This window comes from Thalassomonas sp. RHCl1 (genome assembly GCF_947387555.1).
GTDB lineage: Bacteria > Pseudomonadota > Gammaproteobacteria > Enterobacterales > Alteromonadaceae > Thalassomonas.
Genome location: NZ_CANDNZ010000017.1, coordinates 109,445 through 123,412 on the forward strand (window position 1 = coordinate 109,445; position 13,968 = coordinate 123,412).

Genomic DNA, 13,968 nt, shown 5'->3' on the forward strand with positions numbered 1-13,968 from the left:
GGATTAGTAAATGTCGAATCATTTCCCTGTCGACCGCGCATTATTTGATGATGTAATGGTACCTAACTATGCACCTTCTTCGGTTATTCCTGTTCGTGGTCAAGGCTCTCGTGTTTGGGATCAGCAAGACCGTGAATTTATCGATTTCGCCGGCGGTATCGCGGTAAATTGTTTAGGTCATTGCCACCCTGCACTGGTAAGTGCCCTGAAAGAGCAAGGCGAAAAAATCTGGCACCTATCTAATGTCATGACCAACGAACCGGCACTGCGTTTAGCGAAAAAGCTGGTTGACCGTACTTTCGCCGAAAAAGTTTATTTTGCCAACTCAGGTGCAGAATCTAACGAAGCCGCTTTAAAACTGGCTCGTCGCTGGGCCCTGGATGTGCACGGCGAAGACAAAACACAAATCATCGCCTTTAAACAAGGTTTCCACGGCCGTACTTTCTTCACTGTGACCGTAGGCGGACAAGCCGCTTATTCTGACGGTTTTGGTCCTAAGCCGGGCGATGTCGTACACGCCGAATACAACAACCTGGAAAGCGTTAAAGCGCTGATCTCCGATAAGACCTGTGCCATCGTGATGGAACCTCTGCAGGGTGAAGGCGGTATCGTTTCACCAACCAAAGAATTCGTTGAAGGCGTACGCGAACTATGTGACCAGCACAACGCCCTGTTGGTCTTTGATGAAGTTCAAACAGGTGTTGGCCGTACCGGTGAGCTTTATGCCTACATGGGCTTAGGTGTAACGCCTGACATCATGACTACGGCTAAAGCCTTGGGCGGCGGTTTCCCAATCGGCGCTATGCTGACCACCACTGAAATTGCCAAACACTTGAAAATCGGTACCCACGGCAGCACCTACGGCGGTAACCCGCTGGCCTGTGCCGTTGGTGAAGCTGCTTTTGACGTAGTAAGCGATCCTGAAGTATTAGCCGGTGTTAGCAAAAAAGCCCAGCTTTACGTTGACGGTTTAAATGCCATCAACGAGAAATACAAAGTATTCTCTGAAATCCGTGGTAAAGGTTTATTGATCGGTGCGGTATTAACCGAAGCCTACCAGGGTAAAGCCAAAGACTTCTTAAATGCCGCGATGGCAGAAGGGGTGATGACCCTGGTTGCCGGCGCCAATATCGTGCGTTTCGCCCCTTCTCTGGTTATTCCTGATGAAGATATCGCCGAAGGCCTGGCACGTTTTGAAAAAGCCGTCGCTAAATTAGCCCAAGCCTAACCGGTAAGTGCTTATCGCTTACCGGTCTTTGCCGGTAAGCACCCTTTTCACCGATTGAGAAAATTCTATGATTATTATACGCCCTATTCAAAACAGCGATTATGAGTCCCTGCACCGTATTGCTGTCGAATCAGGACACGGTTTTACATCACTGCCGGTTAATGAAGAGTTATTAAGAAAACGCATCTCGCGTGCCGAAGCATCTTTTACCAAAGAAGTAACTCAACCGGGAGATGAAGGATACCTTTTTGTGATGGAAGATACCGAAACCGGTACCGTTGTCGGCACCAGCGGCATCGAAGCCGCGGTAGGTCTGGATGACGCTTTCTATCACTACCACCTGGGCAAGGTGGTACACAGCTCGCGTGAGTTAGGTATTTACAACACGGTGGAAACCCTGGCCCTGTGTAATGACTACACCGGTGCTTCCGAGATCTGTACCTTATTTTTAAGCGAAGGCCACAGGAAAAACAACAACGGCCGCTTCCTGTCCCGGTTCCGTTTCCTGTTTATTGCCGAGCATACCGAACGTTTCTCCGAGACAGTGATCGCCGAAATGCGCGGCGTTTCGGACGAACAGGGGCGCTCGCCTTTCTGGGACTGGTTAGAAGAGCATTTCTTCTCCCTCGATTTCCCTACGGCAGATTACCTCACCGGCATAGGCAAAAAAGAGTTTATCGCCGAACTGATGCCGAAATACCCGATTTATGTCAACCTGCTCAGCGACGAAGCGCAAAAAGTGATCAACAAGGTACACACCAAAACCGTACCCGCCCTGCGCCTGCTTGAAGCAGAAGGTTTTGCCCGCCGCGGTTATGTCGATATTTTCGATGGCGGCCCTACGGTAGAAGCCACACGGGAATCGATCAAAACCGTACGCGACAGCAACAAATGCCAGGTAATTATCGGCGATGTCAGCGACACGGAAAATTATATTATCTGTAATACTAAGGTTGAGCAATTTAGAGGGGTGCAGGTAACTGCCTCATTAAGAGCCACCGCCAACCAGGTGGTGATCAGCCAGGAAGCAGCCGATGCATTACAGGTAGGCGAAGGCGACTGGGTACGTCTGATCGCCAACTAACACACGTTTTTATCAATGTAGGCTTTGCGTGTAAAACCGCCAAAGCCTATAGAGGAATATACAATGTCTAATCCTGTTCAATTTATTAATGGTGAATGGCAAGCCGGCCTGGGTCACGCGATAAGCTCGTTAAACCCGGCACGCAATGAAGTGATCTGGCAAGGTGAAACCGCCACTGCCGAGCAAGTCGATAACGCCATCAAGACTGCCCGTACCGCCTTTGAGAGCTGGGCCGATCTGGCGCTGGAAAAGCGTATTGAAATCGTGACCAAGTTTTCCGAACAGCTGACGGAAAATAAAGAAACCTTAGCCGTGACTATCGCCGAAGAAACCGGCAAGCCGTTATGGGAAACCCGCACCGAAGTCGGCGCTATGATAGGCAAAGTGGCCATCTCCCTTAAGGCATTTGAAGAGCGCACCGGCACGGTAGAAAATCCTATGCCCGGCGCCAAAGCCTTTATCCGCCACAAACCTCACGGTGTAGTCGCGGTATTTGGTCCTTATAACTTCCCGGGACATTTGCCGAACGGCCATATCGTACCTGCATTAATTGCCGGTAATACCATAGTCTTCAAACCGAGCGAACTGACTCCTAAAGTGGCAGAAGAAACCTTAAAACTATGGCAGGCCGCAGGTTTACCGGCCGGCGTTATCAACATGGTTCAAGGTGAAGTCGATACCGGTAAAGCCCTTGCCGGCCACCCCGGTATTGACGGTTTATTCTTTACCGGCAGCTCGACCACAGGTCACCTGCTGCATGAGCAGTTCGGCGGCCAGCCGGGTAAAATCCTGGCGCTGGAAATGGGCGGCAACAACCCGTTAGTGGTTAAAGATGTCACCAATATCGATGCCGTAGTACACGATATCGTCCAGTCGGCCTTTATCACCACAGGGCAACGTTGTACCTGTGCCCGTCGTTTGTTTATCGAAAACGGCGAACAGGGCGATGCCATCATTGCCAAGCTGATTGAAGTGACCAAAAACATCAAGATCGGTTATTTTGACGATGAAGACCAGCCGTTTATCGGCTCTATGATCTCGGAAAAAGCCGCCTTAGGTTTAGTGGCAGCCCAGCAAGCCCTGCTTGATATGGGTGGTAAGTCTTTACTGACCATGGAACACAAAGAAGCCGGTACCGGTTTTGTGACCCCGGGTATTGTTGATGTGACGGCTATCGATGCCATGCCGGATGAAGAACATTTTGGCCCGCTGTTGAAAATCTACCGCTACAGTGACTTCGATGCTGCCATTAATGAAGCCAACAACACCGGCTTTGGTTTATCCGCCGGCCTGCTAAGCGACAGCGAAGACCTGTACAACCACTTCTTCCGCCGTATCCGTGCCGGTATCGTCAACTGGAATAAGCCGATCACAGGCGCCAGCAGCGCCGCGCCGTTTGGCGGGATCGGTGCCAGCGGTAACCACAGAGCCAGCGCCTATTATGCCGCCGACTACTGTGCCTACCCGGTAGCCTCGGTTGAAGCAGAGCAAGTAGCCTTACCGGCCAGCCTGAGCCCTGGATTATCCATTTAATCTTCAAAGGCTCAAGTAGATAACTTGCTGATGTCATTAAGCTACACCAGACAAACAGCCGGGTTAAGGCCCGGCTTTTTTAAGAACATAGACCAAATCTGATGTCCTGTCGGATTTTTCGCATGCCCGTTTGCCGCTAATGCTGCCTTACTTTAAACAAGCGCTTTAAGTAAAAGCTTTAAAGTAAAACTTTCAGATAGAAATTTTAAAGTAAAAACTTTAAAATGCTCGTTTTATAACCATCAAAGCTCAGCGCAAGCCAGCCTGCAACCCCGGATTCAACCTTTTTATTTACTGAAGTTATTCTTTTTAAGCATTACTAGGATATGATTATGACCTCTAAAATCACTGCCTTGTTCGATAACATCTGGAAAAACTACCTGGATGTTACCCCTTCTGCCAAGCAGGTACACCAGCTGCTGGGCTCAGGAAACGATGTGATCAACGATCACGTGGCCTACCGCACCTTTAACCTGGAAAAAGTTAACCTGGACAAGCTGGCAGCTCACCTGCTGGCCCTGGGATACAAGGAATGCGGCGAATATCACTTCGAAGCCAAAAAACTTTATGCCAAGCACTTCGAGCACAGCGACAGCACTTTGCCTAAGGTATTCATCAGCGAATTATTAGTTGAGCAATTGTCCGAGCAGGCACAAGCCATCATCCATAAACTGGTCGATGGCCTGGATAACGATATCGCAACACGCGAAGACTTCCTCTATAGCGGTGCTCCCTGGCAGGTAAGCTCAACCGAGTACCAGACCCTGCTTGGTGAAAGCGAATACGCTGCCTGGCTTGCCGCCTGGGGTTATCGCGCCAACCACTTCACCGTCAGCATCAACCACCTGGAAAACTTCGATTCTATTGAAGCTGTCAATGAAGCCGTGAAACAAGGCGGTTTCAAGCTCAATACCTCCGGCGGTGAAATTAAAGGGGATGAAGCGGTGAAGCTTGAGCAGAGCTCGACCCTGGCCGATAAAGCCGAAGTTACCTTCAGCGATAAGACCATGGCAATCCCAAGCTGCTTTTACGAGTTCGCCAAGCGTTACCCGTTAACCGACGGTGAATTATATTCAGGTTTTGTCGCCGCTTCTGCCGACAAGATTTTTGAAAGCACTAACGCCGCCTAATAGCACACGGTAATAAAATATCAGCTCTGCCTGTGAACTGATATGAACGAACAGCTAGCCACCAAGGCACTTTACCAGCTGTTTGCCAATAAGCCCTGAAATTCAGGGCTTATTTCTAAGGGTGAATCGCCACTAACCTTCTAAAAACAAGCCTTAAAACCACAGTACTAGCAATGCGCACCAGGGTATAACGAATGCCCGGGCAGGCAAAAACTGAATTTGCCTTTTGATATCAGCAAAAAAGCTATTTATTGAATATCAACCATAACTTAGAGTAAAGTAGCCGCTATAATTAATCCTAAAGCCGGACGCTGACGACATTATTATGGTTACCAATACCCAAGGTTATATGCATATTATTGAGTACTTAACTGAGCACCTGAGCATCTTTGAGAGTTCAGAAGAAGAGTTAACCGCCAACCCGACCCCGGCCAAAGCCAGCCACAGCTCAATAATGTCGATGATAGAGGAAGAATTAAGCGAGCAGATCATCATGGTGTGCAGCCAGAATACCGAGTTAACCTTTAACCAAAGGAATATGATCATCCGGGAGGTAGACGAAATCGTTTATGATCTCGAAGAAATTCTCTCCGGCATTATCAATAACCAGGTCACCGAGGAACAACTCAATTTTATCGTCGAATTTGCCGGCTTAATTAAGAACTTATTCGATACCGAAATTAACTCCCCTGAATTTCAAAGCATAGAATAATCCTAAAGCGCAAAGCTTTTTATGCGGCAATAGCGCCGCCCCAGCACCACAGCCAACTTTCCGGCCACAGCCGCCAACAGACTCCCTTCGCCTGCTCCATGAAAGCTGCCCGCTTTTTACTGGCCTGGCAGCACCGCCTTGGTTAGAATAGCGCTAAACCAACCAAGCATATAAAGAGAATAGCGGCATGAAAGCAAAGGTAAAATGGGTTTCTGACGACTTGTTTCTGGGCACATCAGAGAGCGGTCATAGTGTAGTGTTAGATGCCAATAACGGTGAATTGGCCCCGAGCCCGATGGAGAACGTATTGATCTCCCTGGGGGGCTGCTCTTCGGTAGATGTGGTCAGTATTTTAAAGAAGTCCCGCCAGAAAATAGCCGGCTGTCATGTGGATATCACAGGAACACGCGTTGACAGCGTCCCTAAGCTCTTTTCAGACATACATTTGCATTTTGTGGTAACGGGTAAGGATATCAGTGAAAAGCAGGTAGAAAGGGCTGTGAACCTCTCTGCCGACAAATACTGCTCGGTGGCCCTGATGCTGAACAAGTCAGTGAATATCACTCACGACTTTGAAATCGTCAACCAGGACTGATCTCAAGCAGGTAAACAATACTGCGGCCGGTTGGCTCATGCTCTCCGGCCAAATGAGCTTTTAAAGATCGCTCATCCAGTCCAGCTGTTTATTGGCTTCTTCTTTCTTCTTGATCAAATCCCGGATAAAAGGGGTTAAGATCAACTCCATCGCCAGCCCCATCTTGCCGCCCGGCACCACCAAAGTATTAACTCTGGACATAAAAGAACCATCAATCATGCTCAGATAATAGGGAAAATCAATATCGGTCACTTCCCTAAAGCGAATGACCACAAAACTTTCGTCGGATGAAGGAATGGCCTTGGCGCTAAAAGGGTTTGAGGTATCCACCGTCGGCACCCGCTGAAAATTAATATGGGTACGGGAGAACTGTGGTGTGATAAAGGAAATATAATCTTCCATACTGCGTACGATACTGGCGGTGACCGACTCACGACTATGGCCCCGCTGGCTGGTATCGCGAATGATCTTCTGGATCCACTCCAGGTTAACGATAGGCACCATGCCGATCAGCAGGTCAACATGCTGGGCGACATCATTATTTTCCGTCACGACGCCGCCGTGCAGCCCCTCATAGAAGAGCAAATCGGTGCCTTCCCCTAAGTCTTCCCAGGGGGTAAAAGTGCCCGGCATCTGGTTATAGGGTACCGCTTCGTCAAAGGTATGCAGGTAACGGCGCATTTTGCCCTTACCGGTTTCCGAATAGTCCTTAAACAGCTTTTCCAGGGCATCAAAATCATTGGCCTGATCGCCGAAATAGCTGATATTGCGGTTTTCTTCTCTGGCTTTGCGTTTTTCCAGATCCATTTCCTGACGGGAAAACCGGTGAAAACTGTCCCCTTCCACCTGGGCAGAGCGTATCCCCAAAGAGCGGAAGATATGTTCAAAGGATTCTGTGGTGGTGGATGTTCCTGCACCTGAGGAGCCCGTTACGGCAATAATCGGGTTTCGAGAAGACATGAATAACTTTCCTGGTTAATGTGACAACTTGTTATACGAGGAAAAATGGCGGCGGTCAAGTGACGCCAGCTGAGAAAATAATCAGTGTAAACTTACCGCAACACCTGAGCTAAGCATCTGCCGCTAAAAAGCAGGCAATAAAAAACGGAGCCGAGGCTCCGTTTTAATGCATACCGTTAATTTAGCAAGTTGCCAAATTAAGCTTCGGTGTTAGCTTCTTCAGTCACTTCAGCTGTTTCTTCAACAACTGGACGATCTACTAACTCTACGTATGCCATAGGTGCTTTATCACCAGTACGGAAACCACATTTTAAAATGCGAGTGTATCCACCTGGACGTTCTTGGTAACGCTCACCAAGTTCATTAAATAAAATACCAACTACTTCTTGGTCGCGTGTGCGGGCAAAAGCCAAACGGCGGTTTGCTACACTGTCAGTTTTAGCCAATGTGATCAGTGGCTCAACGACGCGACGTAGTTCTTTAGCTTTGGCTACAGTCGTTTTGATAACGCCGTGCTTAACCAAAGAGCTTGCCATATTGCGGAACATCGCCTGGCGATGACTGCTATTACGGTTTAACTGGCGACCGCTTTTACGATGGCGCATAAGTTAATCCTTATCTCAACTAGTAAAAAACGATGATCGATTTAGTCGTTATCAGCGATGCTTTCAGGTGGCCAGTTTTCCAGGCGCATGCCCAGAGAAAGACCACGAGACGCTAATACGTCCTTGATTTCGGTTAGAGACTTCTTACCCAAGTTAGGTGTTTTCAGAAGTTCTACCTCAGCACGCTGTACTAAATCACCGATATATTGAATTGCTTCTGCTTTCAGACAGTTTGCTGAACGAACAGTAAGTTCCAAATCATCAACAGGACGAAGTAAAATTGGGTCAAACAGAGGTTTTTCCTCTTTTTGCTCAACTTCGGTCACATCACGTAACTCAACAAAGGCATCCAGCTGTTCGGCCAGGATGGTTGACGCGCGACGGATAGCTTCTTCCGGATCTAATATGCCATTAGTTTCCATGTCGATGACCAGTTTGTCTAAGTCAGTACGTTGTTCAACACGTGCAGACTCAACATCATAGGCAATTCTTTCAACAGGACTGTATGAAGCATCAACCAGCAAACGTCCGATTGCTCGATCTTCTTCCTCGGCATTACGACGCGTAGAAGCCGGTACGTAACCACGTCCCATCTCTACCTTGATGCGCATGCTAACAGAACCGTCACCTGTCAAATGACAGATCACATGGTTAGGGTTAGCGATAGTCACATCACCGTCATGCTGGATATCAGCTGCCGTTACAGGGCCTTCACCAGACTTAGTTAAGGTAAGAGTGGCTTCGTTTTTGCCTTCTAGACCTATAGCAAGTCCTTTAAGGTTTAACAGTATTTCGATGATGTCTTCTTGAACACCTTCTTTACTACTGTATTCGTGTAATACACCGTCGATTTCAACTTCAGTTACAGCACAACCCGGCATTGAAGATAAAAGAATGCGGCGCAACGCATTACCTAAAGTGTGACCAAAACCACGTTCTAATGGCTCTAATGTGACCTTAGCGCGAGTTGCACTAACAGTTTCAACATCTACCAGGCGCGGTCTAAGGAATTCGGTTACAGAACCCTGCATTATGTCCTCTCTTAAAGTGCACTCTACTTAGAGTAAAGTTCAACAATCAACTGTTCATTAATTTCAGCAGATAAATCTGAACGATCAGGAACACGTTTGAACACGCCTTCCATTTTCTTATTATCTACTTCAACCCAGACTGGCTTTTCGCGTTGGTCAGCCAACTCTAAAGCCGCAACGATACGGGCTTGAGTTTTAGACTTTTCACGAACAGAAACCACATCTTCAGCTTTAACAGTGAAAGATGGAATATTCACAACAACTCCGTTTACCACGATAGCTTTGTGGCTAACGAGTTGACGAGCTTCAGCACGTGTGCTTGCAAAACCCATACGGTAAACTACGTTATCTAAACGCTTCTCTAAAAGTTGTAACAAGTTTTCACCTGTGTTGCCTTTCAGACGAGCCGCTTCTTTGTAGTAGTTACGGAATTGTTTCTCAAGGACGCCGTAAAGACGACGAACTTTTTGTTTTTCACGAAGTTGAATACCGTAATCAGACAAACGACCGCGACGGGCGCCGTGCTGACCAGGAATCGTTTCGATTTTACATTTAGTGTCAATTGCTCTAACACCGCTTTTCAGGAACAAGTCAGTTCCTTCGCGGCGGCTAAGCTTAAGCTTAGGACCTAAATATCTAGCCATGTTCTTTCTCCAACTATCCTAAAAGTGCCAATTAAACGCGACGCTTTTTAGGCGGACGACAACCGTTATGAGGAATAGGTGTTACGTCAGTGATGTTGGTTATCTTGTAACCAGCAGCATTTAAGGCACGGATGGCAGATTCACGACCTGGACCCGGACCCTTAACGAAAACTTCAATATTCTTCAAACCGAACTCTTGTGCAACTTTACCTGCACGGTCTGCAGCAACCTGGGCAGCAAACGGGGTAGACTTACGTGAACCACGGAAGCCAGAACCACCGGCAGTAGCCCAAGAAAGTGCATTACCTTGACGGTCAGTAATGGTTACGATTGTGTTGTTAAAAGAAGCATGGATATGAGCCATACCATCAACAACTTGCTTTTTGACGCGCTTACGCGTACGAACTGGTGTTTTTGCCATTGTCTAGTCCCTCGTTACTTTTTAATTGGCTTACGAGGACCTTTACGAGTGCGCGCATTAGTTTTAGTGCGTTGCCCACGTAGAGGAAGACTGCGACGATGGCGGATGCCACGAAAACAGCCAAGGTCCATAAGACGCTTGATGTTCATTGATACTTCACGGCGTAAATCACCTTCAACGGTGTATTTATCCACTTCAGCACGAAGCAAATCAATTTGTGCTTCGTCCAATTCACTGATCTTAGTTGACTCTGCAATACCAGTAGCCGCACAAATAGCTTTTGCACGGGTTGCACCGATACCGTAGATCGCAGTAATGGCGATTACTGCATGCTTACGATCAGGGATGTTAATGCCAGCGATACGGGCCACTAACACATCTCCTATTCAAATTAAAATTTCATTGGTTGAAAAGCCCGTTAGGATACTCAACCAGACGCTTTTTTGCAAATTAAAGTGCCATTTATCTTGAAATCGACAATGGCACTTCAAAAAGATTTAACCTTGACGTTGCTTATGCTTAGGGTCGCTCTTGCAAATAACACGAACAACACCAGCACGTTTCACAACTTTACAGTTACGGCAAATCTTTTTTACGGATGCACGAACTTTCATCTTATTACTCCGTTTGTTACTACTTTAAGTAACTGACTGACCTAACGGCTGTAGCCTTTTAGGTTAGCTTTCTTAAGTACATTGTCATATTGATGAGACATCAAATGAGTCTGTACTTGTGCCATAAAGTCCATGATCACTACCACGATAATCAATAATGATGTACCGCCGAAATAGAACCCAACGTCCCATGCCATGATCATAAACTGTGGAACCAAACAAATAAAGGTAATATACAAGGCGCCCGCTAAGGTTAACCGTGTCATTACTTTATCGATATATTTGGACGTTTGCTCCCCCGGACGAATCCCCGGAATGAACGCACCTGACTTTTTCAAGTTATCTGCTGTTTCACGCGGATTGAATACCAATGCCGTGTAGAAGAAGCAGAAAAAGATAATCGCTGCTGACAATAACATCACGTATAGCGGCTGACCCGGAGAAATAGCAATCGCCATTTCCTGTAAGAAGTCAGCAACAACACCGTCACCCTGTCCGAACCAGCTCGCAAGCGTGCCCGGGAACAAGATAATGCTAGAAGCAAAGATTGGCGGTATAACACCGGCCATGTTCACTTTTAACGGTAAATGTGTGCTTTGCGCGGCGAAGACCTTACGGCCCTGCTGACGCTTGGCGTAGTTAACAACGATACGACGTTGCCCACGCTCAACAAATACCACTAAGAAAGTGACGGCAAATACTACAACGGCAATCAGCAATAATACCAATAAGTGCAATTCACCTTGACGCGCCATCTCTGCGGTTTGACCAACAGCAGACGGCATACCGGCAACTATACCTGCGAAAATAAGGATTGAAATACCGTTTCCGATCCCGCGCTCGGTGATCTGCTCACCTAACCACATTAAGAACATGGTACCGGTGACCAGACTGACCACAGCAGCGAAGTAGAAGCTGAAGCCGGCATTAATCACCAGCCCAGGCATCATACCCGGTAAACTCTTAGCAATCGCTATTGACTGTACAGTCGCCAGAACTAAAGTGCCGTAGCGTGTGTATTGGCTGATCTTACGACGTCCCGCTTCACCTTCTTTTTTCAGCTCTGCCATGGCCGGATGAATCACGGTCAGCAGTTGCATGATAATCGAAGCCGAAATGTACGGCATAATACCCAAGGCCAATACTGAGGCTCGCTCAAGGGCGCCACCGGAGAACATGTTAAACATTTCTACGATGGTACCCTTTTGCTGTTCAAACAGCTGAGCTAATACAGCGGCGTCAATACCAGGGATTGGCACAAATGATCCCAAACGGAAGACAATTAATGCTCCGAATACGAACCATAAACGTTGCTTAAGCTCGGACAATCCGCCCTGCGCTTTGTTATCCATACCTGGTTTAGCCATAATCTGTATTATTCCTCGATTTTTCCGCCAGCAGCTTCAATTGCTGCACGTGCACCTTTAGTAACACCTAAACCGCGAACCGTCAATGGACGATTGATTTCACCGGACAGCATGATTTTAGCTGTTTCGATGTTACGCGTGATCAGGTTAGCGTCTTTAAGCGCGTGAATATCGACAACATCACCCTTGATGCTATTCAGTTCATGTAAACGTACCTCGGCGCGAACCAGAGCTTTACGTGACGTGAAACCAAATTTAGGCAAACGTTGTTTCAATGGCATTTGACCGCCTTCGAAACCTGGACGAACACTACCGCCAGAACGAGACTTCTGACCTTTGTGACCGCGACCACCTGTTTTACCAATGCCGGAACCAATACCGCGACCACAGCGCTTCTTGGCTTTCTTTGCACCTGGTGCAGGAGATAAAGTATTTAAATGCATTATTAATCCTCCACCTTAACCATATAAGATACTTGATTAATCATACCACGTACAGAAGGAGTATCTTCTAACTCCACTGTATGGTTGATACGACGTAAACCAAGACCTTTTAAAGTTGCTCTGTGCTTCGGTAAACGACCGATAGAGCTTTTATATTGAGTTACTTTAACTGTTTTAGCCATGCTCAATTACCCCAAAATGTCGGCAACGCTTTTGCCACGCTTAGCTGCAACTGCTTCTGGAGAATGCATATTCGCCAGGGCAGAAATAGTAGCGCGAACTACGTTGATTGGGTTAGTAGAACCGTATGCCTTAGACAATACGTTCTGTACACCAGCAACTTCAAGTACTGCACGCATCGCACCACCGGCGATGATACCTGTACCTTCAGAAGCAGGCTGCATGTAAACCTTAGAACCTGAGTGACGACCCTTGATAGGGTGCTGAAGAGTAGTACCCTTCAGGTCAACAGTTACTAAGTTGCGACGAGCTTTTTCCATCGCTTTCTGGATTGCAGCAGGAACTTCACGTGCCTTACCGTAACCGAAACCAACGCGCCCGTTGCCGTCACCAACTACTGTTAGTGCAGTGAAACTGAAAATACGACCACCTTTAACCACTTTAGATACGCGGTTAACGGCGATTAGCTTTTCAGCCATATCACTTTGTTGAGTGTTTTCTTGATTAGCCATCGTCAACTCCTAGAACTGAAGACCAGCTTCACGAGCTGCTTCTGCTAATGCTTTAACACGTCCGTGGTAACGGAAACCAGAACGGTCAAAAGCAACTGATGTGATGCCTTTGGCAGTAGCACGTTCTGCAATAGCTTTACCTACCGCAGCGGCAGCCGCAACATTACCTGTTTTCTCTAATTGAGCACTAACTTCTTTGTCTAAAGTAGACGCAGCAGCGATTACTTCAGAACCAGTTGGCGCGATCAATTGCGCGTAAATGTGGCGAGGAGTACGGTGTACGACTAAACGATTCGCACCCAGCTCGCTGATTTTTGCACGAGCGCGTTTAGCGCGGCGCAAACGAGATGTTTTCTTATCCATCGTATTACCCTACTTCTTCTTAGCTTCTTTACGGCGAACATTTTCGTCGCTATAACGGATACCTTTACCTTTATAAGGCTCAGGCTTACGGTATGCGCGGATATTCGCTGCTACTTGACCAACCAACTGCTTGTCAGCACCTTTCAGTGTGATTTCAGTCTGGCTCGGAGTTTCAACGGTAACCCCTTCAGGGATTGGGTGATCAACCGGGTGAGATAAGCCTAAAGATAAGTTTAAGTTCTTACCTGCAGCTTTCGCACGGTAACCAACACCGTTTAAGATAAGCTTTCTTTCAAAACCTTTACTTACGCCTTCAACCATATTGTTGATTAAAGCACGTGCAGTACCGGCTTGAGCCCATGCGCCTTTCTCTTCGCTGGCAATCGTAGTCTTGATCAGGTTTTCTTCTTGAGAAACCTTAACCAGGCTGTGAATTGTGCGAGATAATTCGCCTACTGGACCTTTAACTTTAATGTCTTGACCTGATAACGTTACAGTAACGCCGGCAGGTACTTCGACAGGTGCTTTTGCAACACGAGACATAGT

General features: G+C 47.3%; 19 protein-coding genes. 6 read left to right on the top strand and 13 right to left on the bottom strand.

Going from position 1 to position 13,968, the window contains the following annotated elements; genetic code table 11:
• Positions 1–10 precede the first annotated feature (10 nt).
• The 6 genes from QL234_RS28285 (at position 11) to QL234_RS28310 (ending at position 6,282) form a co-directional block, all read left to right on the top strand.
• Complete coding sequence (locus QL234_RS28285; protein ID WP_281561114.1) at positions 11–1,228, top strand: aspartate aminotransferase family protein; 1,218 nt, start codon at positions 11–13, stop codon at positions 1,226–1,228.
• Between the two features lie 67 nt (positions 1,229–1,295).
• Complete coding sequence (gene astA / locus QL234_RS28290; RefSeq protein ID WP_281561115.1) at positions 1,296–2,312, top strand: arginine N-succinyltransferase; 1,017 nt, start codon at positions 1,296–1,298, stop codon at positions 2,310–2,312.
• A 63-nt stretch (positions 2,313–2,375) separates the two neighbouring features.
• Entirely contained in the window at positions 2,376–3,845 is a 1,470-nt protein-coding gene (astD, locus tag QL234_RS28295; RefSeq protein WP_281561116.1) for a succinylglutamate-semialdehyde dehydrogenase, read from the top strand.
• A gap of 332 nt (positions 3,846–4,177) precedes the next feature.
• Positions 4,178–4,975 carry a DUF1338 domain-containing protein gene (locus QL234_RS28300; RefSeq protein ID WP_281561117.1) on the top strand — a complete coding sequence of 266 codons (798 nt, stop codon included), beginning with the start codon at positions 4,178–4,180 and terminating at the stop codon, positions 4,973–4,975.
• A gap of 325 nt (positions 4,976–5,300) precedes the next feature.
• Complete coding sequence (locus QL234_RS28305; RefSeq protein WP_044833216.1) at positions 5,301–5,687, top strand: DUF3802 family protein; 387 nt, start codon at positions 5,301–5,303, stop codon at positions 5,685–5,687.
• A gap of 187 nt (positions 5,688–5,874) precedes the next feature.
• Positions 5,875–6,282: an OsmC family protein gene (locus QL234_RS28310; RefSeq protein ID WP_281561118.1), complete on the top strand. Its 408-nt coding sequence runs from the start codon at positions 5,875–5,877 to the stop codon at positions 6,280–6,282.
• Between the two features lie 60 nt (positions 6,283–6,342).
• On the opposite strand, the gene QL234_RS28315 is transcribed toward QL234_RS28310, so the two are convergent.
• From QL234_RS28315 to rplF, 13 genes are all read right to left on the bottom strand, one after another.
• Positions 6,343–7,242, bottom strand: coding sequence for a phosphoribulokinase (locus QL234_RS28315; RefSeq protein WP_044833214.1), 900 nt, complete (start codon positions 7,240–7,242; stop codon positions 6,343–6,345).
• A 197-nt stretch (positions 7,243–7,439) separates the two neighbouring features.
• Positions 7,440–7,847, bottom strand: a complete 408-nt coding sequence (rplQ, locus tag QL234_RS28320) for a 50S ribosomal protein L17 (RefSeq protein ID WP_281561119.1) — start codon at positions 7,845–7,847, stop codon at positions 7,440–7,442.
• Between the two features lie 41 nt (positions 7,848–7,888).
• On the bottom strand, positions 7,889–8,878 hold the full coding sequence (gene rpoA / locus QL234_RS28325) for a DNA-directed RNA polymerase subunit alpha (protein WP_044833212.1): 990 nt from the start codon (positions 8,876–8,878) through the stop codon (positions 7,889–7,891).
• A 23-nt stretch (positions 8,879–8,901) separates the two neighbouring features.
• The gene (gene rpsD / locus QL234_RS28330; protein WP_044833211.1) at positions 8,902–9,522 is read right to left on the bottom strand and encodes a 30S ribosomal protein S4; all 621 of its coding nucleotides are present in this window, start codon (positions 9,520–9,522) and stop codon (positions 8,902–8,904) included.
• Positions 9,523–9,553: 31 nt separating this feature from the next.
• A complete protein-coding gene (rpsK, locus tag QL234_RS28335; RefSeq protein WP_044833210.1) occupies positions 9,554–9,943 on the bottom strand; it encodes a 30S ribosomal protein S11 in 390 nt (129 codons plus the stop codon).
• 14 nt (positions 9,944–9,957) lie between these two features.
• Positions 9,958–10,314: a 30S ribosomal protein S13 gene (gene rpsM, locus QL234_RS28340; protein WP_044833209.1), complete on the bottom strand. Its 357-nt coding sequence runs from the start codon at positions 10,312–10,314 to the stop codon at positions 9,958–9,960.
• 126 nt (positions 10,315–10,440) lie between these two features.
• Positions 10,441–10,557, bottom strand: coding sequence for a 50S ribosomal protein L36 (gene rpmJ, locus QL234_RS28345; protein ID WP_084692761.1), 117 nt, complete (start codon positions 10,555–10,557; stop codon positions 10,441–10,443).
• Between the two features lie 41 nt (positions 10,558–10,598).
• Positions 10,599–11,924, bottom strand: coding sequence for a preprotein translocase subunit SecY (secY, locus tag QL234_RS28350; protein ID WP_044833208.1), 1,326 nt, complete (start codon positions 11,922–11,924; stop codon positions 10,599–10,601).
• Positions 11,925–11,932: 8 nt separating this feature from the next.
• On the bottom strand, positions 11,933–12,367 hold the full coding sequence (gene rplO, locus QL234_RS28355) for a 50S ribosomal protein L15 (RefSeq protein WP_044833207.1): 435 nt from the start codon (positions 12,365–12,367) through the stop codon (positions 11,933–11,935).
• Between the two features lie 2 nt (positions 12,368–12,369).
• Positions 12,370–12,549, bottom strand: a complete 180-nt coding sequence (rpmD, locus tag QL234_RS28360; RefSeq protein WP_084692760.1) for a 50S ribosomal protein L30 — start codon at positions 12,547–12,549, stop codon at positions 12,370–12,372.
• Positions 12,550–12,555: 6 nt separating this feature from the next.
• A complete protein-coding gene (gene rpsE / locus QL234_RS28365; RefSeq protein ID WP_201777802.1) occupies positions 12,556–13,065 on the bottom strand; it encodes a 30S ribosomal protein S5 in 510 nt (169 codons plus the stop codon).
• A 3-nt stretch (positions 13,066–13,068) separates the two neighbouring features.
• Complete coding sequence (gene rplR, locus QL234_RS28370; protein ID WP_044833205.1) at positions 13,069–13,422, bottom strand: 50S ribosomal protein L18; 354 nt, start codon at positions 13,420–13,422, stop codon at positions 13,069–13,071.
• Between the two features lie 9 nt (positions 13,423–13,431).
• Positions 13,432–13,965 carry a 50S ribosomal protein L6 gene (gene rplF, locus QL234_RS28375; RefSeq protein ID WP_281561120.1) on the bottom strand — a complete coding sequence of 178 codons (534 nt, stop codon included), beginning with the start codon at positions 13,963–13,965 and terminating at the stop codon, positions 13,432–13,434.
• Between the last annotated feature and the right edge of the window lie 3 nt (positions 13,966–13,968).